The organism is Bacillus sp. LUNF1 (assembly GCF_011008975.1).
GTDB classification, from domain to species: Bacteria; Bacillota; Bacilli; order Bacillales; family Bacillaceae; genus Bacillus; species Bacillus velezensis.
In genome coordinates this window covers 3,716,112-3,742,625 of sequence record NZ_CP048876.1, presented here as the reverse complement: position 1 = coordinate 3,742,625, position 26,514 = coordinate 3,716,112, and the positions used below count along the sequence as shown (strand labels likewise).

Here is a 26,514-nt window from a genome sequence, read left to right as displayed (position 1 = left end):
GGCGGGCCGTGTGAATAAGGTGAACCAGTTTTTAGAAGAGAAAGTCATGCCCATTGCCGGAAAAATTGCCTCCCAGCGGCATCTGCAAGCATTGCGTGACGGGATCATCCTCACCATGCCGCTTATCATCATCGGTTCGTTTTTTCTGATCATCGGCAACCTGCCGATTCCGGGATATGCGGATTTCATGGCAAAGACGTTCGGAAGCGCCTGGTCTCAAAAACTGCAATATCCGGTTGATGCGACCTTTGAAATCATGGGTCTTGTCGCCGCTTTCGGAATCGCCTACCGCCTGGCCGAAAAATACGGGGTGGACGCTTTATCGGCCGGTGCGATATCTTTGGCGGCGTTTCTCTTGGCAACGCCGTACAAAGTTCCGTTTCTGCCTTCCGGCGCCAAAGAGGAAATCATGGTGGGCGGCGGCATCCCGCTGTCTCTCATGGGAAGCAAAGGGCTGTTTGTCGCGATGATCATCGCCATGCTGTCGACGGAAATTTACCGCCTGATCATCCAGCGGAATTTCGTCTTCAAAATGCCGGACGGCGTGCCTCCGGCGGTCAGCAAATCATTTGTCGCTTTAATTCCCGGCTTTGCCGTCATCTTTCTGATCTGGGGCGCGCGTTTAATTGTCGAAGCGACGCCGTTTGAAAGCCTTCATAACATTGTAAGCGTTGTACTGGGGACGCCGCTCTCGATTCTTGGGGGAAGTCTCGGCGGAAGCCTGATAGCCGAAGCGGTTCAAATGCTCTTGTGGGCGTGCGGATTACACGGGGCAAACATAGTCGGCGGCGTCATGGCGCCGATCTGGTTCGGAGCGATGGATGCCAACCGGATTGCGTTTCAGGCGGGCGATGCGCTTCCGAATATTTTCACCCAGCAGTTTTTTGAAATCTGGATCAACATCGGCGGAAGCGGCGCGACACTGGCGCTCGTGGTCACCATGTTTCTCCGTTCGCGAAGCAAGCAGATGAAGCAGCTTGGGAAACTCGCCATCGGGCCGGCCGTCTTTAATATTAATGAGCCGATTATTTTCGGAATGCCGATCGTCATGAACCCGATGCTTCTCATTCCGTTCATTATCACACCGCTTGTCACACTGGTCTTTACCTATATCGGCATGAGCACTGGCCTCGTCGCTAAACCTGCCGGCATTGCCGTCCCATGGACGATGCCGCCGATTTTCTCCGGCTATCTTGCCACGGGCGGAAAAATATCAGGGGCTGTCATGCAGGCGATTAATATCATCACAGCCTTTATCGTGTACTATCCGTTCTTCAGAATGTGGGATTCGCAAAAGCTGAAAGAAGAAAACGAACTTGAACAATCGCAGGCGCCAGCCGTACAGGGAGACGAAAAAGCCGTGCTGTAGAGAAAGGGAGTGAAACACATGAATGAAAAAATGGAACAGACCATTTTTCAGATCATCCTGCATGGCGGCAACGGCAGAAGCGCATCAATGGAAGCCATTGCCGCCGCAAAGCGGGGGGACAGAGCCATGGCCGAGGAAAAGCTTCAGGAAGCCGCAAGGGAACTGACCGAAGCCCATCATTATCAGACAGAACTGATCCAAAATGAAGCCGGCGGAGAAAAAACAGACATGACGCTTTTGATGGTGCATGCGCAAGATCATTTAATGAATGCCATGACCGTGAAAGACTTGGCCGCTGAGTTAGTCGAGATTTACGAAAAAGTGAGTCTGCAAGGGGGAGCAAAAATATGACAAAAGGAATTAAAATTGTAACGATCGGCGGAGGTTCAAGCTATACACCGGAGCTTGTGGAAGGCATCATTAAGCGCTATGAGGAACTGCCTGTCAGAGAATTATGGCTCGTCGACATTCCTGAAGGCGAGAAAAAACTCAATATCGTCGGCACGCTTGCAAAACGCATGGTCGAAAAAGCGGGTGTTCCGATAGAGATTCACCTGACGCTTGACCGGAGAGAAGCTTTGAAGGATGCGGATTTCGTAACGACTCAATTCCGCGTCGGCCTTCTTGAGGCCCGCGCCAAAGATGAACGGATTCCGTTAAAATACGGCGTAATCGGCCAGGAGACAAACGGTCCGGGCGGTTTATTCAAAGGGCTGCGCACCATCCCGGTTATTCTGGAAATCGCGAAAGACATCGAAGAGCTTTGTCCGAATGCATGGCTCGTGAATTTCACAAACCCTGCCGGCATGGTTACCGAGGCCTTGCTCCGCTACTCGAATCTCACAAAAGTCGTCGGTCTCTGCAATGTGCCGATCGGCATTAAAATGGGCGTCGCAAAAGCATTGGATGTGGATGTCAGCCGGATCGAAGTGCAATTTGCCGGGCTGAATCACATGGTCTTCGGATTAGATGTTTTCTTAGACGGCGTCAGCGTGAAAGATCAAGTCATTGAAGCCATGGGAGACCCGGAAAACGCCATGACGATGAAAAATATTTCAGGCGCGGAATGGGAGCCTGAATTCTTGAAGGCGCTTGATTTGATTCCTTGCGGCTACCACCGCTATTATTTCAAAACGAAAGAAATGCTCGAGCATGAAATAGAAGCGTCACAGACGGAGGGCACACGCGCCGAGGTCGTGCAGAAGGTTGAGAAAGAACTGTTCGAACTGTACAAAGATCCGAATCTCGCTATCAAACCGCCGCAGCTTGAAAAACGGGGCGGAGCGTACTACAGTGACGCGGCCTGCAACCTGATCAGCTCCATCTATAACGACAAACATGATATCCAGCCCGTCAATACAATAAACAACGGCGCGATCGCCAGCATTCCGAATGACTCAGCGGTCGAAGTGAACTGTGTCATGACGAAAGACGGTCCGAAACCGATCGCCGTCGGTGATCTGCCGGTGTCTGTCCGCGGACTCGTCCAGCAAATCAAATCATTTGAGCGCGTCGCCGCTGAAGCAGCCGTCACGGGAGATTATCAAACGGCGCTACTTGCGATGACGATCAACCCTCTCGTCCCGTCAGACTCCGTGGCAAAGGCCATTCTGGATGAAATGCTTGAGGCCCACAAAGAACATCTGCCTCATTTCTTTAAGTCGATTGAAGCATAAGAGCAGTAAAAAAAACCCGGATTCGCTTCCGGGTTTTTTGCTTATTTTGATTCGCTTAGTGAGGCGACTTCTGTCGTCCAGCCGAACACGTCGGCTTCCGCGCCTTTTTGAATGCCTGTAATGGTATCGTACAATTTCTTCGAGATCTCTCCGGTTTCACCGCTGCCGATGACAAGACTTTCATCATTCCAGATCAGTTCGCCGACCGGAGAAATGACCGCCGCCGTACCGGTTCCGAATGTTTCTTCCAATCGGCCGTCACGATGCGCCTGAATGATTTCATCGATCGAAATCTTTCGCTCAGACACAGTCAGTCCCCAATGTTTGAGAAGGGTGATGACGGAATTTCTCGTAATTCCTTCAAGAATGCTTCCGTTCAGCTCCGGCGTCACGATCTCGCCGCTGATTTTGAAGAAGATGTTCATGCTGCCGACTTCTTCGATGTATTTTTTCTCAATGCCGTCAAGCCATAAAACCTGGGAAAATCCCTTCTCTTCCGCAACCTGCTGCGCTTTCAGGCTTGATGCGTAGTTGCCGGCGGTTTTCGCGTTTCCGGTGCCGCCTTTGACGGCGCGCACGAATTCGTTTTCCACGGCGATTTTTACCGGTTTAATGCCTTCTTTGTAATAAGAGCCGACCGGGGAAAGAATGATAAACAGCTTGTACGTATGGGATGCCGCTACACCGAGGAAAGGCTCAGTCGCAATGATAAACGGACGGATATAAAGGGAAGTGCCTTCCGCTTTCGGAATCCAGTCTTTGTCGATGGCTACGAGCTGTTTCAGGCCTTCAAGAACAAGCTCTTCATCAATGAGCGGGATGCAAAGGCGGTCATTTGACTGGTTCAGGCGCTCCATATTTTTCTCCGGTCTGAACAGAAGCACTTCCTGATCCTTCGTTACATACGCTTTAAGCCCTTCAAAAACGGTTTGGCCGTAATGATAAACCATGGCCGCAGGATCCATTGAGATGGACTGATAAGGGATAATTCTCGGATCGTACCAGCCTTGATCAGCATCGTAATCCATAACAAACATATGGTCGGTGAAAATTCTGCCGAACGCAAGGTCATGGGGGTCCGGTTTCGGTTTTTTGGCTGAAGTCAATTCAACACGAATATCTTGTTTCATAATGTTCTGTCTCCCTATTGGTGTTATTGTCAAACTTATTTGAAAATAATTTATATTCTATTGTATACCTTCAACAAATATTCGCAATAGTTTTCCTCAAATTTGTGAAAAAATCAAATCACATAAAAAGCAGGGGAGAGAATGCCCCCTGCTTGTTCGTTTTTACGTATTCTGTCATCACCGTGCTCAGTGAACCGTCACCTTGCCGGTTTTGTAAAACTGCTCCATTGCTTTATCGACGTACACCCAGCCCTTCCAGGCGATATGGATGGTGTCTTTCATAAAGTACGGATCATATTCGTGCCCGGATAAGTCGGCAACCTGAAAGCCCTTCGCTTTAATTTGCTTAGTGACTTTTTTGTAGTAATCAGTCCGGCCTTTTTTCGGGAAGCCGGTGTAGTCATACCATTTTCCGTTGACAGGAATAACCACGAACATCGGCTCAGCGCCGGCATCTTTCAGAATGTCCAGCATATCCGCAAAGTCGTGATATTCGACTGATTTGGCGTATGTTCTTTTTTTGTTGATTCCTTTCACTCTCTTTACTTTCTTCTTAATCTTTTTATAAGAAGCGTCATCGATATAGAAAGGATTGGACTTGGAGCTCCGTTCTCCTAATTGAGCGGCAGCTGTTTTTAACTCTGACCACGATTTCCCTTTCAGGTTTTCAGAGATCGTCCGTTCAGGGCCCTTGGTTTCTCCCATTGAATAATAAAGATCTTTTTTCTCAAGCAGAGAATAATAAGCTTTGGCAGCCGGCATGACCGCTTTCACTTTCCATGATTGTCCGTTGACCATTCCCTTGTATAATTCAGAAAGGACGGCATCATGCTGAACGACTTTAAAACGGAGCATGCGCTTCATCATGTTCTTTTTGACCGCGGGATCAATCTGGTTATTAAATGCTAAATCCAATGCCTGAAGTGATGAAAAATTCGGCGCAAAGTGCTGTTCATCAGAACCTTTTTTGATAAACCATTGCGGAGAAACAATGAATACCAGTTTTTTGCCCTTCAGCTGCTGATAATGCGCCGCAAAGTTCACGGCGTGTATCAAGGATTGGTCCCCGCCTTTTCCGACAAGATAAGGAGTAAAGCCTTGGTTGTTCACTTGGAAATAGTTGGACGGGTGAAACTCATCCAGTCTTGAAAGCTCGGAAGAACCGAAAATCGGCATATACTTCGAGTCTTCGAACATTTTGTTTTGCAGATAGAGCCCCTGGAACATATTCGGATTTAAGGCTGCCGCCGACTCTTCGACACGTTTTTCAGGAATGAAGCGCGTAAGCCATGAAGCCGGAACTGCGATAGCTCCGACAAACAGGACGAACGCTAAAATAATTGGTCCAAAGAAACGCTTTTTCATTTACTTCAACTCAGTCAGTTTGTTTACAATGTTGTTTGGCGTATTCCACTCGTCACGGTCAAATTCAGTGATCGGCACTGTAATGCCGAAGCGGTTTTCGATGGCGACCAGCAGTTCTACAGTTCCGAAAGAATCAAGCAGTCCTTCTTCAAAGATTTCAATATCAGGATTTTCTTTCACAGCGTCCTCCTGACAAACTTCAGCTAATACGTCTAATACTTCCTGTTTAAATTCCATGTGTTTTCAATCTCCTTTAGTGATGAAATGGTTTTCCTGAGAAAATATAAAATCCGAAACATACGAAATGGAATGTGATGACGATGGCTAAAAAGGCCGTAAAACGATTGGCGGGCAGCCATTTGTATTTCTTATTCCATTTCTCAAAAAAGTTATACCCGGTCATTAATACGGCGTGGTACAGGCCGTATACAATATATTGCAGGGCGAGTCCGTGCCAGACGCCCATCAGCATGAACAGCAGGAAATACCCGATGTTCGAGACGGCCATCCGGTTCTTTATCCATTTTTTCTTTGTCATCCAGAAAACAAAGCGCATAAATACGTAGTCTCTGAACCAGAAGGATAAGGACATGTGCCAGCGGTTCCAGAAGTCTTTAATGTTTTTGCTGATAAACGGCTTATTAAAGTTTTCCGGAGATTTGATACCCATGATATAGCTTACACCGACGGCAAACATCGTGTAACCCGCAAAATCAAAAAACAGGTACAAGCTGTATCCGTACATGTACAGCACATTACCCCACAGTTTGCTGTGGGTGATATGAGACAGATTCATAATGAAATACGTGTTAATCGCATATCCGATAATGAATTTGTATAAGAAACCGATAAAAATTTTATGAATGCCGGTATACAGTAAATCAGCGTATTCTCCCTTTGTCCATACTTTCTGTTCGTCCTTGGCAAATCTGCGGTATCTGTCGATCGGACCGGAAGAAATGGTCGGGAAAAACATAATAAAGTACAAAAGGCGGTGAAGCGGCATTTTTTCTTTAATCAGCCCGTCTCTCGTTTCCATGATCAGCTGGACGCCTTTAAATGTCAAATAAGAAATTCCTAAGAAACTGATCAGGTTATGAACCGGGTGATGAGGCGCCGGCGGAAAGAAAAACGGCCATAATTTAGATAAAAACAGGGGTAAAATGGACGCGATCACGGCCATACTGAAGACAAAGCCGCTGTTGGCTTTCAGTCTGTAAGCGAGATAACCCCTGATTAAAAGCACCTGCCACAGCGTAAAGATACATAGTGCGATCACGCCGTGCAGATCATGCGCGAAAATCAAAGCCAATACGATGATGGATATAAACATGTTGTATCCTTGGAATCTCTTGCCGTTCAGCCCTAAAATAATCGTCGGCAAAAGAAGGATTCCAAGTAAGATAAAGAAGAAAAACGAGCTGTAAGGCGTCATACAAGAACCTCTTCGCCAATGCGTTTACGGTCGATTTTTCCGTTCGCAGTCATTTGAATGTGATCCTGATAAATGAATTTTCTCGGAATCATGTAGGCCGGAAGCGAAGTAGCCAGTTCTTTCTTAATGGCGCTTGTCAGCTGGAATTCTTTTTCAAAATCATGTTTCTCAGGCACGATGGCGGCAATTAAATATTCGACAGGTCCGTTAGGCTGATACGGGATGACAACCGCCGTGCGCACATATTGAGACTGCCTTACATGTACTTCGATTTCCTCCAGCTCCATGCGGTAGCCGTGAAGCTTAATCTGGAAATCAAGGCGTCCTTGGCAGAAAATCTGACCATCCTGAACATAACCGGCATCACCCGTGTGATATGCCCACTGGCCGTCGATCGGGAAAAACGCTTTTTCCGTCAGAGAAGGCTCTCCGAGATAGCCTTTGCTTACGCTCGGGCCCGCGATGATGATTTCCCCTTTTTCTCCGTCCGGAAGCTTATTCCCGTTTTCATCCATGATGAAGATATCCATATCGGGTTTTGCAAAACCGACAGGCAGAGATTCATGTTCATCGATGATCTGCTGCGTAATTTCAACGGAGGTGACGGCAACCGTTGTTTCAGTCGGGCCGTATGTATTGAATACGCGCGCCTTCGGAAAACGGTTTAACAGCTCCTGTGCCACGGCAGCCGGAAGCGCTTCTCCGCAAAACATAAATACTTCTGCCTCAGGCAGGAGTTCCTGCGTAAAGCCGGGGTCCATCAGACACATTTGGACGAAAGACGGCGTCGATGTCCAGACGTTCAGTTTGGATTTCTCCAATTCTTCAAATAGTACTTTCGGTTTATTGATTTTGTCTTTCGTTACGCAGTGCAGCGTACCTCCCGTTTGAAGCGACGGGAAAATGTCCATGACCGATAAATCAAAAGAAAACGGAGCTTGGTTTAAGAATGTCTTACCCTCGCCCACAGGAAAATCCCTGCAGATCCAGTCAGTGAAGCTTTGCAGGTTATCGGCCGATATCTGCACGCCCTTCGGATTTCCCGTGCTGCCGGACGTGTAAATAATGTAAAACGTATCCAGCTCTTTTACCCAGTTCTCACGGCTGAGGTCTGCATCTCCGTCAGCTGCAAGCTCTTCGGGCGTAACGGTTTTAATCAGATTGCTTCCCGTATCGACTGCATCGCCCGATACGCTGATAAGCAGCTCTGCGCCTGAGCTTTCAATGATTTTGACGATCCGCTCCGCCGGAATGGAAACATCGACAGGGATGTAAGGGCGGCCCGCTTTGACGCTTCCTAAGAAAGAAACGATCATATTCGGCTCCATATGTCCGTAAACCAGGACAGGCGCTTTCGAACCGTCAGCTGTATGTTTTTGAATGCCGGAAGCAACCCGCTCCGACAAATCCCATAATTCCCCGTAAGTGAGGGAATGATCTAAGGAACGAAACGCTTCGGCCTGCGGCTTGGCGTCTGCGTATGTTTTTATAGCATCAAGTAGTTTCATAGTTATCCTCCCCGATTAGAAATCGTTGTAAATATAAGTGCCGGTATTCGCTGTATGAAATCCATACATCCAAAAGAGCAATACTAATATCAGAAAATAAAAGCCCGTATGAAACGTCCATTTGATCAATGTATTTTCATAAGCACGTTTTAATTTTTGCATCATATTCAAAATTCCTTCCCCGCGTATTCAATAATTACACCAGTATATGACGATTAGATTAACAAAAAGTTTCAAAATATGTCTAATATCCTAAGCTTAAAATTTCCTTAAAAATGAATGAGGAACAAAAGGATGGAAAACACGCATGTATAAATTGGCAAATGATCATACTAAAAAGGCGCTGTTCAGGCGGGATTTTTAACTTATCGTAAATATAAACGAGGTAAAAAAATTTTGGCGGCTTTTTCTTAAGCAGGCTTGTGCCGAACCCCAATGGAGAAGGGCGAAAAGCCGTTTCCGGCAGGATAGCCGATAAAGCGCCGCATCTTGTGAAATGAGGAAGAAATTATTATGATAGATAAGGTAGCAGAAACGTGAAAACCCCAATTCAACACTACTGTTATCGGCTGACTGTGAAAGCCTTTTAATAGAAAGGAAGAGGAAAATGAATCAAAACAATATGGGGGGCAGCCAAAAGACGCCCGAGAAAGAAAGCATGGGCCGCATTTTGTGGCAGCTAACCCGCCCTCATACATTGACGGCATCGTTTGTGCCCGTACTTCTCGGCACCGTATTGGCGATGTTTTACGTAAAGGTTGATTTCCTGCTGTTTTTGGCCATGCTGTTTTCCTGCCTTTGGATCCAGATCGCCACGAACTTATTCAATGAATATTACGATTTTAAACGCGGTTTAGATACGGAGGATTCCGTCGGTATCGGCGGAGCGATCGTCCGCCACGGCATGAAGCCGAAAACAATTCTGCAGCTGGCGCTCGGCTCTTATGCGATTGCCCTCGTGCTCGGTGTTTATATCTGCATGAGCAGCAGCTGGTGGCTTGCGGCTATCGGCCTTGCCGGCATGCTGATCGGCTATCTGTATACGGGCGGCCCGCTGCCGATTGCGTATACACCGTTCGGGGAACTGTTCTCCGGCATTTGCATGGGCTCTGTATTTGTCCTTATTTCTTTCTTCATTCAGACAGGCAGAATTAATGAACAGAGCATTTTGATTTCTATCCCGATCGCTATCTTGGTCGGAGCGATTAACCTGTCCAACAATATCCGTGATATTGAGGAAGATAAAAAAGGCGGACGTAAAACGCTGGCCATTTTGATGGGGCATAGAGGGGCCGTCATGATACTGGCCGCATCATTTGCCATCGCTTACATCTGGATCGTCGGTCTTGTCATCATGGGTTACACAAGCCCGTGGCTGTTCCTGGTCTTCCTGAGCGTGCCGAAACCCGTTCAGGCCGTGAAAGGCTTTGTGAAAAACGAAATGCCGATGAACATGATTATTGCGATGAAATCAACGGCGCAAACCAATACATTCTTCGGATTCCTGCTTTCAATCGGACTCCTGATCAGTTATTTCCGCTGATCAAATGAAAGGCAAATGCCATAACCGGCATTTGCTTTTTTTTATGACATAATCTTCACGATTTTGTAAAGAACCTGACTGAGGACTGACACGTCTTATATACGGACAGCAAAGCAAGGAGATGAAAAAAATGGACTTGTCAACAGCCCATATGGATGATTTGAAAACGGTCATGGAAGATTGGAAAAATGAATTGTTAGTTTATAAATTCGCTTTAGATGAGCTGGATACGAAGTTTTCTATCATCAGCCAGGAATATAATCTGATTCACGGGCATAACCCGATCGAGCATACAAAATCACGCGTAAAAAGTTTCGAGAGTATCGTCAATAAATTGATGCGCAAAGGCTGCGATGTGACGACGCAGGAAATGAAAGAGCATATTCATGATATTGCGGGTGTCAGGATTATCTGTTCCTTTATTTCCGATATTTATAATGTCGCTGAGGTTTTGAAGCAGCATAAGGACCTGAAGATCGTAAAGGTGAAGGATTATATCAAACATCCGAAGCCGAACGGCTACCGCAGCCTGCATTTGATTATTGAAATTCCCGTTTATTTGACGAATCGTGTGGAATATGTGAAGGCGGAAATTCAAATCCGCACCATTGCCATGGATTTTTGGGCGAGCCTTGAACATAAAATTTATTACAAATTAAATAACGAAGTCCCAAAGCATCTGACCGACGAGCTGAAGGAAGCGGCGGACATCGCCCATTATTTAGACGAAAAGATGCTTGGGATTAAGAAAGAAGTCGATTAAACGATTGACCCATCACAACCAGCCGGACCGCTATTATACGCAGTCCGGCTGGTTGTTTTTATGTTTACGTGTTTTCGCTTTCCCGCGCGATTTATTCTGACGATGATTCAGGCTGAAATGCTGATTGAATTTGAACAGAGAATGCAAAAGATATCAAATCGCAAACAGCACATTCCCCCAGAAAAAATGTGTAAGATCAAGGTTTACTTTTAAAAAAAAGGGAAAGACATTTGTACAACAAAAAGGGAGATGAATATCAGTGGGAAAGAATGAAACAATGCATATCGTATCATGTGCCGATGATCATTATGCTCGTCATTTGGGTGGGATGTTCGCTTCTTTATTGATGAATATGGATAAAACAAGGAATGCCAAATTATATGTGATCGACGGCGGAATTACTGCCGAAAACAAGGACAAGCTTGAACAGACCGCGATGTCATTCGGGACGCCGCTTGAATTTTTAGAAGTAGACGCTGATCAATACAAGCATGCAGTCGAAAGCAGCCACATTACAAAAGCGGCTTATTACCGCATTTCCATCCCTGATTTAATTAAGGATGAGTCCGTAAAGCGGATGATTTACATTGATTGCGATGCAATTGTGATGGAAGATATTTCGGTTTTATGGGATTTGGATATTTCCCCGGCAATAGTTGCGGCGGTAGAAGACGCCGGACAGCATGAAAGACTGAAAAAAATGAATATCAGCGACACTGCCAAGTATTTTAATTCCGGCATTATGATTATAGATTTCGAACCTTGGAGAAAACAAAATATTTCCGAAAAGGTGATTGATTTTATCAACGAAAACAGCTCGGAGGATTTTCTCGTGTTCCATGATCAGGACGCGCTTAACGCGATCTTATATGATCAATGGCATGAACTGCATCCGCGCTGGAACGCGCAGACGCATATTATCATGAATGAGAAAACGCCTCCTGAACTGATCGACCGTATACGTTACAGAGAAACACGTGCCGAACCGGCCATCGTCCATTTCTGCGGCAGCGACAAGCCTTGGAATACAGGCACCTCGCACCCGTATCGTGATCATTATTTCCGATATATGTCCTTTACGAAATGGAACACGATTGACCGCCCGGCCATGAACCAATAGGCAGGTATGATGAAAACGCTTGTGAAGCCGTTATCCGGCTCATAAGCGTTTTTTTTTATTATTTCACCCGAATCGCACGCATGCGTTTTTGCAGGCCGGTCTTTTCGGCAGACGGCTTCAATCGGCTGACTGCTGTTTGCGCCGCTGATTTTGCTTTTTTCGTCTTGTTTTTTTCCGCGGCTTTTACTTTGTCTCTAGCCTGCTGCCGGTTGAGTTTATCTTTTATCCGGCCAAGCCGTTTTTCCAGAGCAGTTTTTTCTTTTCCCGGCTGGATTTCGCTGACTGCTTTTTGGGCTTTTGCGGTGTTGGCCTCAGAGGTCTTTTTTTCCGCCTGCTTGACGCTGGCCTCAGCTGTTTTCAAAAGGCTTGAGTTGACAGCGTTCAGCCGTTTTTGCAGCCCTTTTTTCTCTGAACCGGCCGGTAATTTGCGAATGGCGCTTTGTGCGGCATTGACGGCGGTTTTTTTCTTTTGTTTTTCGGCAGTCCGGACTTTGTCTCTTGCGTCCGTCACATTTCTTGCCGTCTGAACTTTATTGATCCGGGACTCGAGAGCGGTTTTTCCCTTTGACTTGGACAGCTTGCTGACGGCCGTTTTTGCTTGATTGATATCTGCCTGTTTTTTCGTCTTTTCCGCTTTTATTACAGCCCGTTCGGCAAAGCTCTTTTGCTTTACGTGATATTGCACCAGGCCGTACCCAAATCGGCTGTCACGTCCGGGAGCGCCCAGATCTTTGACGTTTTGCTGCATCTGCTGCCGGAGCTGTGTATTTGTTTCCTCGGGATATTTTTGCCTGAGCAGCGCGAACATGCCGGTGACGTGCGGTGCGGCTTGAGATGTGCCGTCAGCTACGGCGTACATTTGATTCAGGTACGTGCTCGTAATATTGGTGCCGGGTGCGGCAAATTCAATTTGTTTTCCGGTCGTGGAAAAAGCCGCGAGCCCGTTTTTTTCAGTTGACGCTGAGACTGCCGTTACGCTGCTGTAGGCGCCCGGATAATTGACGGGTTTTTTGTTGCCGTCGTTTCCTGCGGCGGCTACGATCACGATTCCTTTTTTGTATGCTTTATCTACGGCGTCGTGAAGAATTTTGCTGTCAGCGTTAGTTCCGAGACTCATATTAATGATGTCCATTTTGTTGGCGATCGACCAGTCGATCGCTTTAAGAAGGCTTTTAAGATCCCCCGCACCCTTTCTGTCTAATGCTTTAACCGCATATAACCGGACATCCGGCGCGATGCCGTCAATGCCGTATCCGTCATGTTTGGCCGCAATGATTCCGGCGACATGCGTCCCGTGTCCGTTGTCATCTTTGTATGAGGAAGTATAGCTGACTGCGGAATAGCCTCCGGCAATGGAAAGGTCATCATGAGGGTAAATGCCGCTGTCAATGACAGCCACTTTCACCTTTTTTCCTGTCAAGCCTTCTTTCCACGCCTGCTTGACCTGAGTCGGTTCTATATCCCATTGCGGCAGCGCGTAACTGCTGCTTTGGGCCGCTGATAACGGGCGGATATCAGAACCGCCTGATGCCTGAAAAGATACATTGTCTTCTACATATAAGATGTCAGGGTCCTGTTTCAGGTCTTTCACCGTTTGTGAATCGGCTGACACGGCGACTGCCGGGAGATGCTGATAGGTCTGTTCCACATCCGCTCCGCTGTCTATAGCGGATTCCTTGCCGTCTTGATTTTTGTACACCACGATAACGTCCCGGTCGTGCGTCTCGGCGTGCGCGGGCGCCGCGGCGGAGAACAGGCTGACGCACAAGGCCGCGGCCATTATCGGTTTCAGGGTGTGATACATTGCAATTCCCCCTTTTTCTTTATATATCGGCAGTGCGGAATTCTTTTTTTCCTAAGGGATAAGGAAAATTTCTGTATGCAAATGTAAGCGTTTCCAAAATATGATGGAGAAAATGCTTTAAGACATCTGCGCAATGAACTCAAAAAGGGGGTTTTTGATAAATGAGTAAGTTCAATCGGGTCATGGAAGAAAAAATCATGCCTGTTGCCGGAAAAGTCGCCGGCCAAAGGCACTTAAGAGCTTTGCGGGACGGCATTATTTTGACTATGCCCCTTATCATCATAGGATCGGTTTTTCTGATTCTGACGAGTCTTCCGATTCCCGGTTATGCCGATTTTATGGCTGGTCTTTTCGGTGAAAATTGGGTTGAAAAGCTCGGGTATCCCGTGAATGCGTCCTTTGACATTATGGCGCTTGTCGCCGCCTTTGGGATTGCTTACCGGCTTGCGGAAAGCTATGAGGTGGATGCCCTGTCGTCAGGAGCCATTGCCCTTGCCGCCTTTTTATTGGCGACGCCGTATCAGATTCCGTTTATTCCTGACGGCTCGGCAACAGAGATTATGGTGGGAGGCGGCATTCCGATTTCGCTGCTCGGAAGCAAAGGTCTGTTTGTCGCGATGATCATTGCAATGCTGTCTACGGAAGTGTACCGGTTTATCATACAAAGAAATATCGTCATTAAGATGCCTGACGGAGTGCCGCCTGCGGTCAGCAAATCGTTCGTTGCGCTCATCCCCGGTTTCATTATTATTACGCTTGTATGGCTGGCCCGTCTGTTTATTGAAATAACTCCCTTTAAAAGCCTCCACAATGTCGTAGGCGATCTGCTGGGGACCCCGCTGTCTATTCTGGGCGGGAGTCTCGGCGGAAGTCTTATCGCCGAATTCGTGCAAATGCTGCTTTGGTCGTGCGGCATACATGGCGCGTCCATTATCGGCGGCGTCATGTCGCCGATCTGGTACGGGGCGATGGACGCCAACCGTTTGGCTTTTCAGGCGGGAGAAGCGCTGCCGAGCATTTTTACGACACAGTTCTTTCAAATATGGATTAATGTCGGCGGAAGCGGAGCGACGCTTGCCCTTGTGCTGACCATGCTTGTGCGCTCCAGAAGCAAACAGATGAAACAGCTCGGCCGTCTCGGCATCGGGCCCGCGATTTTTAACATTAACGAACCGATTATTTTCGGGATGCCGCTCGTCATGAATCCGCTGTTAATCGTGCCCTTTATCATTGCGCCGCTCTTGACCATTACGGCGACGTACATCGGGATGAGCACGGGGATGGTGGCAAAACCGGCGGGAATCGCCGTGCCGTGGACGATGCCGCCGCTGATTTCAGGTTATTTGGCGACGGGCGGGAAAATCTCCGGTTCGGTCATGCAGCTGATCAATCTCCTGATTACATTTATCATCTATTATCCGTTTTTCCGAATTTGGGATCTTCAAAAATGGAGAGAGGAACGGGCGGCGGAACAAAACGTCACTGAAGAAACATAAAAAAACGGGCGCCTTCGCCCGTTTTTTTTAACGCTGGAAAAATTCGATCCATTCGCCGTCAGGTCCTTCAATGTAAAAGTAGCGGTACCCGTTCGGAAGCGTCGTGATTTCTTCATCGATAAATACGGCGCCCTGACGCTTCGCATGCGTGAACTCCGCCGCGATATCTTCAGTTAATAAAGCGATGTGATGCACTTTTCCTTCTGCGGGAAGCTCGCTGCTATAGCCCTGGATCAGCTCAATTTCTGTCTCCGGCCCTTCTTGAAAGCCGAGAAAGGCAAGTTCAATAATGCCGTTCGTATGAGTGATACGATCCTTTAACTGCATACCGAGAACGTCTTGATAAAAGGCGATGGATGTTTCAATATCTTTGACCATAATGCCTGTATGGTCGATTCTTTTGGCTGTCATGGTTTTCCCCCTGTTTTGAATTTTTCGGGACAATGCGGTGTTGATCATGTTTTATGGTACGATAAGAGAAAGCAAAACGAAAGAGGAATGCACAATGAAGCTACTTACAGTGAAAGATACATTTGCCGGAAAGCTGAAAAAAGGATTCCCCCTGATTGAAAAAGACGCTCTGTCCGGAAGCTCGGCTCACTTAACAGAGGGCGATCTTTTTGATGTGACATCCGAGAAGGGTGAGTTTATCGGAAAAGGCTATTACGGCTTGCAGAATAAAGGAGTCGGCTGGGTGCTGTCCCGCGCGAGAGATGAACGGATCGACGGACGTTTCTTTCTGGACAAGCTGAAAAAAGCGGCTGAAGCAAGAGCCCATCTGTTTAAGGCGCCCGATACGACGGCGTTCCGGCTGTTCAGCGGTGAGGGCGACGGCATCGGCGGCGTCACGATTGACTTTTATGACGGTTATCTGCTGATTCAATGGTACAGTAAAGGCATTTACGCTTATAAGGACAGCATGATTGAGGCGATTGACGGACTGGAGCTTTCATATAAAGCGATCTATGAAAAGAAACGATTCGATACGGCCGGGCAATACGTGGAAGACGACGATTTTGTCAAAGGTGAAAGAGGAGATTTTCCGGTCATTGTTCAAGAAAACGGCATACAGTACGCGGTGGATTTAAACGACGGGGCGATGACGGGCATTTTCTTAGACCAGCGTCATGTGCGCAAAGCGATTCGGGATAAGTATGCAAACGGCAGACGGGTGCTGAATACGTTCTCTTATACGGGGGCATTTTCTGTCGCGGCGGCGCTTGGCGGAGCTGAGAAAACGACCAGCGTCGATGTCGCCAACCGCAGTCTCGCAAAAACGATTGAACAGTTCAGCGCCAACGGAATTGATTATGAGGCGCATGACATTAAAGTCATGGATGTTTTCAAATACTTCGGCTATGCGGAGAAAAAAGGGCTGGAGTTTGACCTCATCATCCTTGATCCGCCTTCTTTCGCCCGCACAAAAAAACGGACGTTCAGCGCAGCGAAAGATTATAAAAACCTGTTGAAGGAAACGATCGCCATCACTGCAAAAAACGGCATCATCGTCGCTTCGACAAACAGCAGCGCCTTCAATATGAAGAAATTTAAAGGTTTTATAGAGACCGCCTTTAAAGAAACAAATGAGCGTTACGACATTTTGGAAGAATACACGCTTCCGGAAGATTTCAAAACGATTCCCGCGTTTAAAGAAGGAAATTATTTGAAGGTTGTTTTCTTGCGGAAAAAATAGGATGATCATTTATAGCGTGGAAAGAGGGGAAAAGAAAACCCTCTTCCATCGCTTTAATACGGGATAAAATAATCTTCATATCTTACTGTTTAAAGAAACAACCCGCTATTACTTAGTATCTCATCTGTGCCAAGTAAAGTGGCCTCTCTAATCCCCACATTGTTGGCTTTCATGAAGGATTGCACCGCTTGGTAGCCAACCGCATAACCTGCAAACGGTGATAAGCCGACAGGCTGATAACCTTGTTCGGCTGCAAAGGTGTCACCAAACATGTAACTGCTGACCTCAGCAAACCCTTTCACATTTAATGAGTCTTTGATAATTTCTTTTGAGTATTCTAAGTCTTCTTTTTCAAAAGAAGTAACCCAGGGACCTAACAGAGCTTCTCCGTAAAGTTCTTTGGCAAACGATTCTGCCAGCCCCTCTATAATTAAGTAATCACCAACCGTTACGTTCCCATAGTCCCAATTGAAATACGAAAAACGAATATTATGATGAAATTCATGTGCGATTACAGCAGGCAGTCTCGGTATGTTATATGAATTGGGGAATATTGAAACTTGAATAAATCCCGGAATTCCTCCGAATCCACAATACCCTCTATGTAATTCAAGCTTTTTTTGATTAGCCAGATACATCCCAAACCTTATTTCATCAGCATTTATTTTTAAGCGGTTTTGTTTGATAAATTCTACACAATGAGTTAAAGTGCCATATGCAATTTGAAGAGCTTGAATTTCTTTTAGATTCTCTAATGCTTTTCTTCCGGTTTCCGTATCAAATATGCTCAGATAGCCCAGCATATTTGAAGCCATGATTACATCATATCCGTTAGGTTCCTTTGCCTTTAAGGGAACATTCATCTTTTTCCACATATCTTCAAAAGGTTTCATCATTGAATACCGATAATAATCTTCTCTATTTTCAATCATTGAAAATAACGTTTCGTATTGCCCAATTGTATCCTCGATAATGATTTTAATGGGCATCACCCTTTTTTTGAGTATCTATATAAATTGTAATGGCATCACTCATGAGCTTCGCCAACCCTTCACCATACCGGTCGATGTTCTTAGTGAAGCGTTCATCTTCAATATAGAGTTGACCTAATCCGTAAAAGGCATCAAAAGAATATTCACCAAAATTTTCATTGAGAAAATCAAACCACTCTTTGATAGCGGTTTGTACGTCTGGGGACTCAGGAGATTGGTTAATAAGGAGTGCAAATTTATTGAACATTGCAGTCCACTTATCAGATAAATCTTTTTGCTCACCATCAGTCATGTTTTTCAATCTAATATTTACCTTATCGACAGGTTGATCACCCCACCGTTTGCGGGCTTCTTGTTCATAAAGATTATCATTAAAGTTAATTCCCTCAAACCGCTCTTTGTTCGTCATGCAAATCTCTCCCATCATATGTTTGATTGATTTATCGATGGTTTCAATCATCTTATCGACTCTATTCCGTTTCTCAATCAGCATTTTCTTTTGTAAAATGAATGCCTCCCTTCGGTTAAATGAAGGATTAGTAATGATTTCTTTAATCTCTTTTAAGGAGAAATCGAGCTCCTTGAAAAATAGTATCTGCTGCAGCTGTTCAAGATTCTCTTCAGAATAAAGCCGATAACCGGAATCGGTCGTTTCCTGAGGAGTCAATAATCCAATTTGATCGTAATGATGGAGAGTGCGTATGCTTACTCCAATCAGTTCAGCTACTTCTTTTACTTTCATACCCATACGTTTGCCGCCTCCTTAATGGCTACTCTAAAGTATTACGCAACGTAAGAGTCAATAGTTGGTTAAAAATTTTTTGTATATAAAGGGGAACATATGAGGAGTTCATTGCTGAAATTAAAGAAAAAAAGCCGGGCGTGAAGCTCCGGCTTTTTTCTATTCAATAATGTGCTGCACCCGGCCGATTCGCCCGTCTTCAAGGCGGACCTTAATGCCGCGCGGGTGGAAGCTTGAGTTCGTCAAAATATCCTTCACGATCCCTCTTGTCAGCTTTCCTGAACGCTGATCGGCTTTCAGGACGATATCGACTTCAAGTCCTTTTCTGATGCTGCTTCGCTGCTGGCCGTTCATATGACACATCCGTTCTTCAGTCTTTTCACTTCATGTCTTATCATATCGTGTTTTCGTCTTTTTATGAAGGACAGACAAATCAATTCTTCATGGCAACTAAAAAAAGACCGCTCTGTAAGGAGCAGTCTTTTATGACATAAACGAAAGCAAAATCGGGGCCGCGCACAGTGTCATAATCGCGGCGAGGATCATCGACACGCTTGAGATCGTTCCTGATACGGAGCTGAGCTCAAATGCTTTAGATGTTCCCGCTCCGTGCGCGCTAGTTCCGAGCAGCACGCCCCGGGCAATTTCGTTATCAATGCGGAAATAGCGGATGACCATCGGCCCGATGATCGTTCCCAATAAAGCCGTTAAAATGACGAAAACCGCTGTAACGGCCGGCATCCCGCCGATCATTTCTGAAACGTTCATGGCAATCGGCGTCGTCACGGATCGCGGCACGAGACTGTCGACTAAGCTGCTGCCGAGATGGAACCATTTTGCGATAAAGGCTGTTGACAAAATGGCGATACATGAACCAACCGCTACGTTCAAAATAATTTCCACGGCGTATTTCTTTAAAATCGGGAAATATTTATAAAGCGGGATAGCGAACGCCACTGTTGCCGGCTGAAGCATATCGGTCAGCAGTCCGCCGCCGAGATTGTATGTCTGATACGGGACATTGACAAGAAGCAGCAGTACGACCAAAACAGCGGGCGTAATCAGAAGCGGCGACGTATACACCCGAGGAAAACGAATGTAGAGTTTTTTCGCGCCCAAATATACTAAGACAGTTAAGAATAAACTTATGATTCCGATGAACACGTTTGTTTTTTCTCCTTTCTTTTTGCTATCAGCTGTGTAAGCGTACCTGTTGAAACCATCACGACAAATGTGCTGATGACGACGACAAGTAAAATGCTTACGCCGAACTTAGACATAATATCTCCGTATTCAATCACTCCGACGGCAGACGGGATGAAAAACAGCAGCAGCTCACCGAGGAGCCATGCTGCGCCAAGCTCAATCCATTCAAGTTTGATAATCTTGAAATGCAATAATGTGAAAAGAATCACAATCCCGATTATACTGCCGGGAATATTTATATGAAGAGCCGCCGTGACCCAATTGATCAGACGCGCAAATATAAACAGCAGAGCGATTTGAATAACGGTAAGCAGCAATTTTTTCATAATGATGCCTCCCTTATATTTATATTGTACAGAAGGTTTTGCTATAGGTAAAATACATATAAAGAATAATGTGTATTCCTTTTGTCTATAGAAAGGATGAAATGTAATGGATATCCGGCACTTAACGTATTTCTTGGAAGTGGCCCGTTTGAAAAGCTTTACGAAGGCATCACAGTCGCTGTATGTTTCACAGCCGACAATCTCAAAAATGATTAAAAACCTGGAGACGGAGCTCGGCATTAAGCTGTTTTACCGCAATGGCCGGCAAGTTGAACTGACTGACGCCGGGCAGAGCATGTATGTGCAGGCGCAGGAAATCACAAAGTCATTCCAAAACCTGACGTCAGAGCTGAACGATATTATGGAAGTGAAGAAAGGGCACGTCCGCATCGGTCTTCCGCCGATGATCGGGTCCGGCTTTTTCCCGAGAGTGCTCGGTGACTTCCGCGTCACATATCCCGATGTGACGTTTCAGCTTGTTGAGGACGGCTCTATTAAAGTGCAGCAAGGGGTGGAGGACGGCTCGCTTGATATCGGGGTCGTCGTGCTTCCCGCGAATGAAGAGATTTTTCATACGTTCACAATCGTCAAGGAAACCCTTATGCTCGTCGTCCATCCGTCACATCGGCTCGCCGACGAGAAAGAATGCAGTCTTCACGAATTGAAAGAAGAGCCGTTCATATTTTTCAGGGAGGATTTTGTCCTTCATAATCGAATTATGACGGAATGCGTGAAAGCCGGATTCAGGCCGCACGTCATTTATGAAACGTCACAGTGGGACTTTATCAGCGAAATGGTATCCGCCAATCTCGGTATCGGCCTGCTGCCGGAAAGAATCTGCCGCGGTCTTGATCCTGACAAAGTCAGAACCATTCCGCTCGTTCATCCGGTTATTCCGTGGCATTTAGCCATCATTTGGCGGAAAGACCGCTATATGTCCTTTGCCGCCAGAGCCTGGCTGGAGCATACGAAATCGTATTTATGGAATCCGAAAAAGAGAAAAAAGGATGATTAAGCATGGACGCACAAACCGCAGCTCAACACTTGAGTAAAGTGCGGGATCAAAACCCGCTCGTTCACAGTATCACCAATAATGTCGTCACGAACTTCACCGCTAACGGACTGCTCGCGCTCGGCGCATCGCCCGTTATGGCTTATGCAATTGAGGAGGCCGCCGACATGGCGAAAATCGCAGGAGCGCTCGTCCTGAATATAGGCACCCTCAGTTCGGCGTCGGTTGAAGCTATGATTGCAGCCGGAAAATCGGCCAATGAAAACGGTGTTCCGGTCATTTTTGATCCGGTAGGCGCCGGCGCCACGCCGTTTCGGACGGCATCAGCCCGCAAGATCATACAGGAGGTCCGCTTGTCCGCCATTCGCGGAAATGCCGCGGAAATCGCCAATATTGCCGGCGCCCCTGATTGGAAGATAAAAGGCGTGGATGCGGGGGAAGCCGGAGGAGATGTGGTTCACCTCGCTAAGACGGCTGCAAGCGGGCTGAAGACGGTCATTGCGATTACCGGAAAAACCGACGTCATCTCCGACGGCACCGACACATACGCCGTACATAACGGTGATAAACTGCTGACGAAGGTGACGGGGGCGGGATGCCTGCTGACGTCTGTAATCGGAGCCTTCTGCGCAGCGGAGCAGGACGTTCTGCAAGCGGCCGTTTCAGCCGTTTCTGTATACGGAAGCGCCGCTCAGCTTGCCGCTTTGGACACCTCCCAAAAGGGGCCGGGCAGCTTCCAGATTGAGCTTTTAAACAAGCTGGCAAGCATCTCAGAACAAGAAGCGGCCGAGCTTGCTGCAATTGAAAGGGTGACAGAAAAATGACGCGTATTTCTCGGGAAATGATGAAGGATATGTTATCGGTTTATTTTATTATGGGATCAAACAATACAAGCGCAGACCCCGTTTCTGTGGTGAAAAAAGCCATTGAGGGCGGCGCTACGCTTTTTCAATTTCGGGAAAAGGGGAGCGGTTCTTTAACAGGGGATGAACGTGTCCTGTTCGCGAAGCAGGTGCAGGATGTCTGCAGGCAGGCCGGGATTCCTTTCATCATTAATGATGATGTCGAATTGGCCTTGCGCCTTCAGGCGGACGGAGTGCATATCGGACAGGATGACGCAGACGCCGAAGAAACGAGAGCGGCAATCGGCGATATGATTCTCGGTGTGTCAGCACATAACGTCTCCGAGGTGAAGCGGGCGGAAGCCGCCGGAGCCGATTACGTCGGAATGGGCCCGGTCTATCCGACCGAAACAAAAAAAGATGCTGAAGCTGTGCAGGGCGTTACATTGATTGAAGAGGTAAGGCGTCAGGGCATCACTATTCCGATTGTAGGAATCGGCGGCATTACGGCTGACAACGCGGCGCCCGTCATTGAAGCGGGGGCAGACGGCGTCAGCATGATCAGCGCCATCAGCCAAGCCGAAGATCCAAAAGCGGCGGCGCGGAAGTTTTCAGAGGAAATTCAGCGCTCCAAAGCAGGGCTGTCCCGATAGGGCGGCCCTTTTTCTGTGTGCGCAAAAAGGCAGTGACGGACTTGGAGAATATAAGCCGTATGTCAAGAACAGGGCAATCAGCTTGCAATATCGACCGAAGTGTTTGACGGCTCTATCGCTTTGCTCAAAGTGATGCCTGAACCAATCACCGCCGGCGCCGAAGGCTTAAAAGCACTCTATGAACCAGTAAAAAGCGCGCAGTGAGAGATCATTTCGAGGTCACGGAAAAACTTGATGCGGAATTCAGCGAATTTGAAGTTTTGATGTCGAAATCAAAACGTGCGATCAATCGTATACGTCTTGTGATACATTAAGTACAGATCAAATCAGAGAGATAAGCACGAAGCTGACGGCCCTTTCTGAAACCATGGCGAAGATTGCCGATGTGCTTTAAAAGGAGTTAAGACACAGCATGAGTGATGAACAAAACAAGGAAAAACAGATCCACAGACGGGATGTCCTGAAGTGGGGCGCCGTCGCGGGCGCCGCCGTCGCTGTCGGAGCGAGCGGCCTCGGAGGACTCGCGCCGCTCTTCAAACCGGCGGCCACCGCTTCAAAGAAGAATGATGAAAAAAGTGATCGTGATCAAATCGTTCCTTTTTACGGAAAGCACCAAGCAGGAATCACAACGGCGCATCAGACGTATGTGTATTTTGCAGCGCTTGATGTCATGTCAAGCGACAAAGCCGATGTCATCTCCCTTTTCAAACAATGGACAAGCCTGACGCAGCTGCTGACTTCAGGCGCCGTCCCGTCGGGCGAACAGAAAAATAAATATATACCTCCGCAGGATACCGGGGAGTCGCAGGATCTGGCCCCGGCGAATTTGACCGTTACCTTCGGCTTCGGCCCCGGGTTTTTCGAGAAAGACGGGAAGGACCGCTTCGGACTGAAAGATAAAAAACCGAAGCACCTCGCCGATATTCCGCCGATGCCTAACGACAAGCTCGATAAGAAACAAGGCGGCAGTGATATCGTCATACAGGTCTGCGCGGATAATGAACAAACGGCGTTTCACGCGGTGCGCAACCTGATGAAACAGGCAGCAGGCGTGTGCGAAGTCCGTTTTCTCAATAAAGGTTTCTTAAGCGGCGGGAAAAACGGGGAAACGCCGCGCAACCTCTTCGGATTCAAAGACGGCACCGGCAACCAAAGCACAAAGGATGAAAACCTGATGAATTCGATCGTTTGGGTTCAATCAGGAGAGCCGGACTGGATGACGGGCGGCACGTACATGGCGTTTAGGAAAATTAAGATGTTTTTAGATATATGGGACCGTTCATCCTTGAAGGAACAAGAGGACACGTTCGGGCGGGTGAAAAGCTCGGGCGCGCCTTTTGGACAAAAAAAGGAAACCGATCCCGTGAAGCTGAATCAAATTCCTGCCGACTCGCATGTCAGCGTGGCAAAATCAACCGGCAGACAGATCCTGCGCCGGGCATTTTCCTATACGGACGGAATTGATCCGAAGACGGGCTATGTTGACGCAGGCCTGCTGTTTATCTGTTTTCAAAAAGACCCGGACCGCCAATTTGTCCCGATGCTGAAGGCTTTGGCGGCAAAGGATGCGCTGAATGAATACACACAAACGATCGGCTCTTCCTTATTCGCCTGTCCCGGCGGCTGTAAAAAAGGAGAATATATCGCCCAAAGGCTGCTGGAATCGTGACACCTTCCATATGGAGGGTGTTTTTTAAAAAACACTTGTAACTATATATGTTACAACTTAAAATGAAAAGGAAAGGAGACTTACAATGACACTGCAGATTAAAGTATATTCTGATTATGTATGTCCGTTTTGCTTTGTCGGCAAAGCGGCGTTTGAAGAAGCAATCAAGGACAAGGACGTACAGGTGGAATGGATGCCGTTTGAATTGCGTCCGAGCCCCTCGCCGAAACTTGATCCGGTGAATGATCCCGCCAAGCGGCAGATGTGGAAAAACTCCATTGAGCCGATGGCGCAGTCTTTAGGCGTTGAAATCACGTTCCCCCGCGTGTCACCGCATCCTTACACGGATTTGGCATTTGAAGGCTTTCATTTCGCAAAGGAACATGGGAAAGGAAGCGAATACCATACACGCGTTTTTCAGGCGTTCTTTCAGGAAGAACAAAATATCGGTGACGTTGGCGTGCTGACAAAGCTTGCGGAAGAAGCCGGACTTGACGGCGCTGCCTTCAAAGAGGCGCTTGAGACAAGAGCGTACAGACACGTACAGCGGGAAGCGCTCCGCCATGCTTATGAGGAAGCCGGCATTACGGCAGTGCCGACGTTTATCATCGGCGATGAGAGAATCCCTGGCGCGGCGGGAAAGGAAACCTTTGAACAAATCATTGAGCGGGAACTGAATAAACGTTAACCCGAAAAAAGCCCTCTCGATCAGCGAGAGGGCTTTGCCATATAGTGTTTGACAAATGTTTGTCTGTCCGCTTCATAAGCCGCGGCGTCAAATGAGTCGCCGCAAAAATGAAGGCACCAAGGGTCTTTTTGGCAGGCGACGCCGACTTGATAGCCGTGTTTTTGAAATTCAAGCGACTGTGATGTGTCGTAAAAATGAAAGCCGCGAAACAAATCCTCCCGCCACTTCACGTCATATTGAGCCGCCATTAACAAGCCGTCAATGGCGTCAACGGGCGTAAACAGGCCGTCTTCATCACCGTGCTCAAAGACCAGCGGGTGATAAGCATTCCCCCGGTATTCAATCACTTTTCCCATCCGCTCTCCGCTTTCCCACCAAATGCCGTTCGGCGGCAGGGTTTTGCAGCCGGCGACACCGAGAAGGCCGAGCTCCTGATGAGATTGAAAGATATGAAGCATGTCATGAAGGAAATGCTGATGAATGATAAAGGTATCCTGATGCAGATAAATTTTATATTTGGAGGGGTGTCTCAGCGCTTTGTTATAGGACGAGGCCATGCTTGCTGAATCGTATATCGGCATGATATCAACGGAGTATGAAGGGGGGACGGTAAGCTGTATGATATGGCTTTTGCACCGGGAGTACAGCGACTCGTCATTCACACAGACGACAAACAGAAATGAATGTGAATCCATTACATGCTCCTCTCGGCCTCAATCACATATTGATACGCCGATGCTTCTGTCATAAAGTCATGCCTTATGCCAAGCTGTACGCATACTTCGTGCAATGATGCGGTGGCTTTGTGATAAGAGGGGTGATCAACGCGGATCGCTTCAATGCGTTTCACCTCATAGCCGGCGGCTTTAAATAATGAAAGCGTCTCTTCACGGGTAAAAAAACGCAGGTGGGTCTGATCCATTAATCCGGCGTCCCTGTAAGTCCATTTGCCGGCTAAAAGCTCCAGCACCACTGAGATGTGGCCGACATTCGGTATGCACGCAAGCACCGTGCCGTCTTTTTTTACATACGGGCGAAGCTTTTTCAGCACGGACCACGGGTCGATAAGATGCTCAAGAACGTCTCCGAACAGCATGCAGTCGAATTGTTCTGATTCGTACGGAAGAATGGCGGATTCAATGTCGCCGCAAAGGACGTGGCTCAATTTGCTTTCCGCCTTTTTCGCGGCTTCGGGATACGCTTCAATGCCGTAAACCGTTATTCCGCGGTCTTCGATCGCCGCTCCTAAATTGCCTGTGCCGCAGCCGACATCAAGCACTGTCCGCCAGTTTTCGTCTATTTTGTTCAATAAATAAGGATTCAGGCCTTCGTAGTAGTTCTGTTGTTTTTCATCATAATAGGGATTCGTATCCATCTGTGTATCACCTCATAAATGGGCATATACACAAGATATGCAGCGGGGGGATCTCATATCACCATGTTTGGCTGTTCAATTGCGGAATGCGGACGGGAATGGTTGTC

Annotated in this window: 28 protein-coding genes and 1 pseudogene; 14 read left to right on the top strand and 15 right to left on the bottom strand. The window is 47.3% G+C overall.

Features of this window, described 5'->3' with window-relative positions:
- Nucleotides 1-10 precede the first annotated feature (10 nt).
- Genes celB (G4O42_RS18615) through licH form a run of 3 tightly spaced genes read left to right on the top strand, consistent with a single transcriptional unit; the run spans nucleotide 11 to nucleotide 3,045 of the window.
- Nucleotides 11-1,369, top strand: a complete 1,359-nt coding sequence (gene celB / locus G4O42_RS18615; protein ID WP_032875716.1) for a PTS cellobiose transporter subunit IIC — start codon at nucleotides 11-13, stop codon at nucleotides 1,367-1,369.
- 18 nt (nucleotides 1,370-1,387) lie between these two features.
- Complete coding sequence (licA, locus tag G4O42_RS18610; RefSeq protein ID WP_003150867.1) at nucleotides 1,388-1,720, top strand: PTS lichenan transporter subunit IIA; 333 nt, start codon at nucleotides 1,388-1,390, stop codon at nucleotides 1,718-1,720.
- Entirely contained in the window at nucleotides 1,717-3,045 is a 1,329-nt protein-coding gene (gene licH, locus G4O42_RS18605; protein ID WP_003150870.1) for a 6-phospho-beta-glucosidase LicH, read from the top strand. The genes licA and licH overlap by 4 nt, the downstream gene beginning before the upstream one ends.
- Nucleotides 3,046-3,086: 41 nt before the next feature.
- Here the strand turns inward: licH and G4O42_RS18600 are convergent, their stop codons facing one another.
- The 6 genes from G4O42_RS18600 to G4O42_RS18575 all read right to left on the bottom strand — a co-directional run bounded on the left by G4O42_RS18600 (nucleotide 3,087) and on the right by G4O42_RS18575 (nucleotide 8,648).
- Nucleotides 3,087-4,178 (bottom strand): branched-chain amino acid aminotransferase, encoded by a 1,092-nt coding sequence (locus G4O42_RS18600; RefSeq protein WP_025650062.1) that lies wholly within the window; start codon nucleotides 4,176-4,178, stop codon nucleotides 3,087-3,089.
- A gap of 183 nt (nucleotides 4,179-4,361) precedes the next feature.
- A complete protein-coding gene (gene dltD, locus G4O42_RS18595; protein WP_032875719.1) occupies nucleotides 4,362-5,540 on the bottom strand; it encodes a D-alanyl-lipoteichoic acid biosynthesis protein DltD in 1,179 nt (392 codons plus the stop codon).
- A complete protein-coding gene (gene dltC / locus G4O42_RS18590) occupies nucleotides 5,541-5,777 on the bottom strand; it encodes a D-alanine--poly(phosphoribitol) ligase subunit 2 (protein ID WP_003150875.1) in 237 nt (78 codons plus the stop codon).
- Between the two features lie 16 nt (nucleotides 5,778-5,793).
- Entirely contained in the window at nucleotides 5,794-6,975 is a 1,182-nt protein-coding gene (dltB, locus tag G4O42_RS18585) for a D-alanyl-lipoteichoic acid biosynthesis protein DltB (RefSeq protein WP_012118762.1), read from the bottom strand.
- On the bottom strand, nucleotides 6,972-8,483 hold the full coding sequence (gene dltA, locus G4O42_RS18580; protein WP_032875723.1) for a D-alanine--poly(phosphoribitol) ligase subunit DltA: 1,512 nt from the start codon (nucleotides 8,481-8,483) through the stop codon (nucleotides 6,972-6,974). The genes dltB and dltA overlap by 4 nt, the downstream gene beginning before the upstream one ends.
- A gap of 15 nt (nucleotides 8,484-8,498) precedes the next feature.
- Nucleotides 8,499-8,648 (bottom strand): teichoic acid D-Ala incorporation-associated protein DltX, encoded by a 150-nt coding sequence (locus G4O42_RS18575; protein ID WP_003150882.1) that lies wholly within the window; start codon nucleotides 8,646-8,648, stop codon nucleotides 8,499-8,501.
- 442 nt (nucleotides 8,649-9,090) lie between these two features.
- On the opposite strand from G4O42_RS18575, the gene G4O42_RS18570 reads away from it, so the two are divergent.
- The 3 genes from G4O42_RS18570 to G4O42_RS18560 all read left to right on the top strand — a co-directional run bounded on the left by G4O42_RS18570 (nucleotide 9,091) and on the right by G4O42_RS18560 (nucleotide 11,909).
- A complete protein-coding gene (locus tag G4O42_RS18570) occupies nucleotides 9,091-10,026 on the top strand; it encodes a 1,4-dihydroxy-2-naphthoate polyprenyltransferase (protein WP_003150884.1) in 936 nt (311 codons plus the stop codon).
- Nucleotides 10,027-10,156: 130 nt separating this feature from the next.
- Entirely contained in the window at nucleotides 10,157-10,789 is a 633-nt protein-coding gene (gene ywaC, locus G4O42_RS18565; RefSeq protein WP_007407732.1) for a GTP pyrophosphokinase YwaC, read from the top strand.
- 259 nt (nucleotides 10,790-11,048) lie between these two features.
- Nucleotides 11,049-11,909: a glycosyltransferase family 8 protein gene (locus G4O42_RS18560; protein WP_029325753.1), complete on the top strand. Its 861-nt coding sequence runs from the start codon at nucleotides 11,049-11,051 to the stop codon at nucleotides 11,907-11,909.
- 58 nt (nucleotides 11,910-11,967) lie between these two features.
- Here the strand turns inward: G4O42_RS18560 and G4O42_RS18555 are convergent, their stop codons facing one another.
- Nucleotides 11,968-13,713 (bottom strand): S8 family peptidase, encoded by a 1,746-nt coding sequence (locus G4O42_RS18555; RefSeq protein WP_032875725.1) that lies wholly within the window; start codon nucleotides 13,711-13,713, stop codon nucleotides 11,968-11,970.
- 161 nt (nucleotides 13,714-13,874) lie between these two features.
- On the opposite strand from G4O42_RS18555, the gene celB (G4O42_RS18550) reads away from it, so the two are divergent.
- A complete protein-coding gene (gene celB, locus G4O42_RS18550; RefSeq protein ID WP_032875728.1) occupies nucleotides 13,875-15,209 on the top strand; it encodes a PTS cellobiose transporter subunit IIC in 1,335 nt (444 codons plus the stop codon).
- Between the two features lie 27 nt (nucleotides 15,210-15,236).
- Here celB (G4O42_RS18550) and G4O42_RS18545 read toward each other — a convergent pair whose 3' ends face one another.
- Complete coding sequence (locus G4O42_RS18545) at nucleotides 15,237-15,620, bottom strand: glyoxalase GlxA (RefSeq protein WP_032875731.1); 384 nt, start codon at nucleotides 15,618-15,620, stop codon at nucleotides 15,237-15,239.
- A 94-nt stretch (nucleotides 15,621-15,714) separates the two neighbouring features.
- Here G4O42_RS18545 and G4O42_RS18540 point away from each other — a divergent pair, with 94 nt between their 5' ends.
- A complete protein-coding gene (locus tag G4O42_RS18540) occupies nucleotides 15,715-16,902 on the top strand; it encodes a class I SAM-dependent rRNA methyltransferase (protein WP_032875734.1) in 1,188 nt (395 codons plus the stop codon).
- Nucleotides 16,903-16,991: 89 nt separating this feature from the next.
- On the opposite strand, the gene G4O42_RS18535 is transcribed toward G4O42_RS18540, so the two are convergent.
- The 5 genes from G4O42_RS18535 to G4O42_RS18515 all read right to left on the bottom strand — a co-directional run bounded on the left by G4O42_RS18535 (nucleotide 16,992) and on the right by G4O42_RS18515 (nucleotide 20,168).
- Entirely contained in the window at nucleotides 16,992-17,891 is a 900-nt protein-coding gene (locus G4O42_RS18535) for a DUF2268 domain-containing putative Zn-dependent protease (RefSeq protein WP_205067862.1), read from the bottom strand.
- A complete protein-coding gene (locus tag G4O42_RS18530) occupies nucleotides 17,881-18,642 on the bottom strand; it encodes a MerR family transcriptional regulator (RefSeq protein ID WP_032875736.1) in 762 nt (253 codons plus the stop codon). Before G4O42_RS18530 ends, G4O42_RS18535 begins: the two co-directional genes overlap by 11 nt.
- A gap of 153 nt (nucleotides 18,643-18,795) precedes the next feature.
- Entirely contained in the window at nucleotides 18,796-18,990 is a 195-nt protein-coding gene (locus G4O42_RS18525; protein ID WP_003150901.1) for a YwbE family protein, read from the bottom strand.
- A gap of 129 nt (nucleotides 18,991-19,119) precedes the next feature.
- Entirely contained in the window at nucleotides 19,120-19,800 is a 681-nt protein-coding gene (locus G4O42_RS18520) for a CidB/LrgB family autolysis modulator (protein ID WP_012118753.1), read from the bottom strand.
- Nucleotides 19,782-20,168: a CidA/LrgA family holin-like protein gene (locus G4O42_RS18515; protein WP_007407725.1), complete on the bottom strand. Its 387-nt coding sequence runs from the start codon at nucleotides 20,166-20,168 to the stop codon at nucleotides 19,782-19,784. The genes G4O42_RS18520 and G4O42_RS18515 overlap by 19 nt, the downstream gene beginning before the upstream one ends.
- A 106-nt stretch (nucleotides 20,169-20,274) precedes the next feature.
- Here G4O42_RS18515 and cidR point away from each other — a divergent pair, with 106 nt between their 5' ends.
- From cidR to G4O42_RS18490, 6 genes and pseudogenes are all read left to right on the top strand, one after another.
- A complete protein-coding gene (cidR, locus tag G4O42_RS18510; RefSeq protein WP_003150908.1) occupies nucleotides 20,275-21,183 on the top strand; it encodes a cidABC operon transcriptional activator CidR in 909 nt (302 codons plus the stop codon).
- A gap of 2 nt (nucleotides 21,184-21,185) precedes the next feature.
- Nucleotides 21,186-22,004 carry a hydroxyethylthiazole kinase gene (gene thiM / locus G4O42_RS18505; RefSeq protein ID WP_032875739.1) on the top strand — a complete coding sequence of 273 codons (819 nt, stop codon included), beginning with the start codon at nucleotides 21,186-21,188 and terminating at the stop codon, nucleotides 22,002-22,004.
- On the top strand, nucleotides 22,001-22,675 hold the full coding sequence (gene thiE, locus G4O42_RS18500; protein ID WP_032875742.1) for a thiamine phosphate synthase: 675 nt from the start codon (nucleotides 22,001-22,003) through the stop codon (nucleotides 22,673-22,675). The genes thiM and thiE overlap by 4 nt, the downstream gene beginning before the upstream one ends.
- A 75-nt stretch (nucleotides 22,676-22,750) precedes the next feature.
- Nucleotides 22,751-23,069 (top strand): annotated as a pseudogene (locus tag G4O42_RS19830) (Efem/EfeO family lipoprotein); the annotation flags it as partial.
- An 18-nt stretch (nucleotides 23,070-23,087) separates the two neighbouring features.
- Nucleotides 23,088-24,344: an iron uptake transporter deferrochelatase/peroxidase subunit gene (gene efeB / locus G4O42_RS18495; RefSeq protein ID WP_032875744.1), complete on the top strand. Its 1,257-nt coding sequence runs from the start codon at nucleotides 23,088-23,090 to the stop codon at nucleotides 24,342-24,344.
- A gap of 85 nt (nucleotides 24,345-24,429) precedes the next feature.
- Entirely contained in the window at nucleotides 24,430-25,032 is a 603-nt protein-coding gene (locus G4O42_RS18490; protein WP_012118748.1) for a DsbA family oxidoreductase, read from the top strand.
- A gap of 20 nt (nucleotides 25,033-25,052) precedes the next feature.
- Here the strand turns inward: G4O42_RS18490 and G4O42_RS18485 are convergent, their stop codons facing one another.
- Complete coding sequence (locus tag G4O42_RS18485; RefSeq protein WP_032875747.1) at nucleotides 25,053-25,727, bottom strand: glycosyltransferase family protein; 675 nt, start codon at nucleotides 25,725-25,727, stop codon at nucleotides 25,053-25,055.
- Entirely contained in the window at nucleotides 25,727-26,407 is a 681-nt protein-coding gene (locus G4O42_RS18480; RefSeq protein WP_032875750.1) for a class I SAM-dependent methyltransferase, read from the bottom strand. Before G4O42_RS18480 ends, G4O42_RS18485 begins: the two co-directional genes overlap by 1 nt.
- Nucleotides 26,408-26,514: the final 107 nt, after the last annotated feature.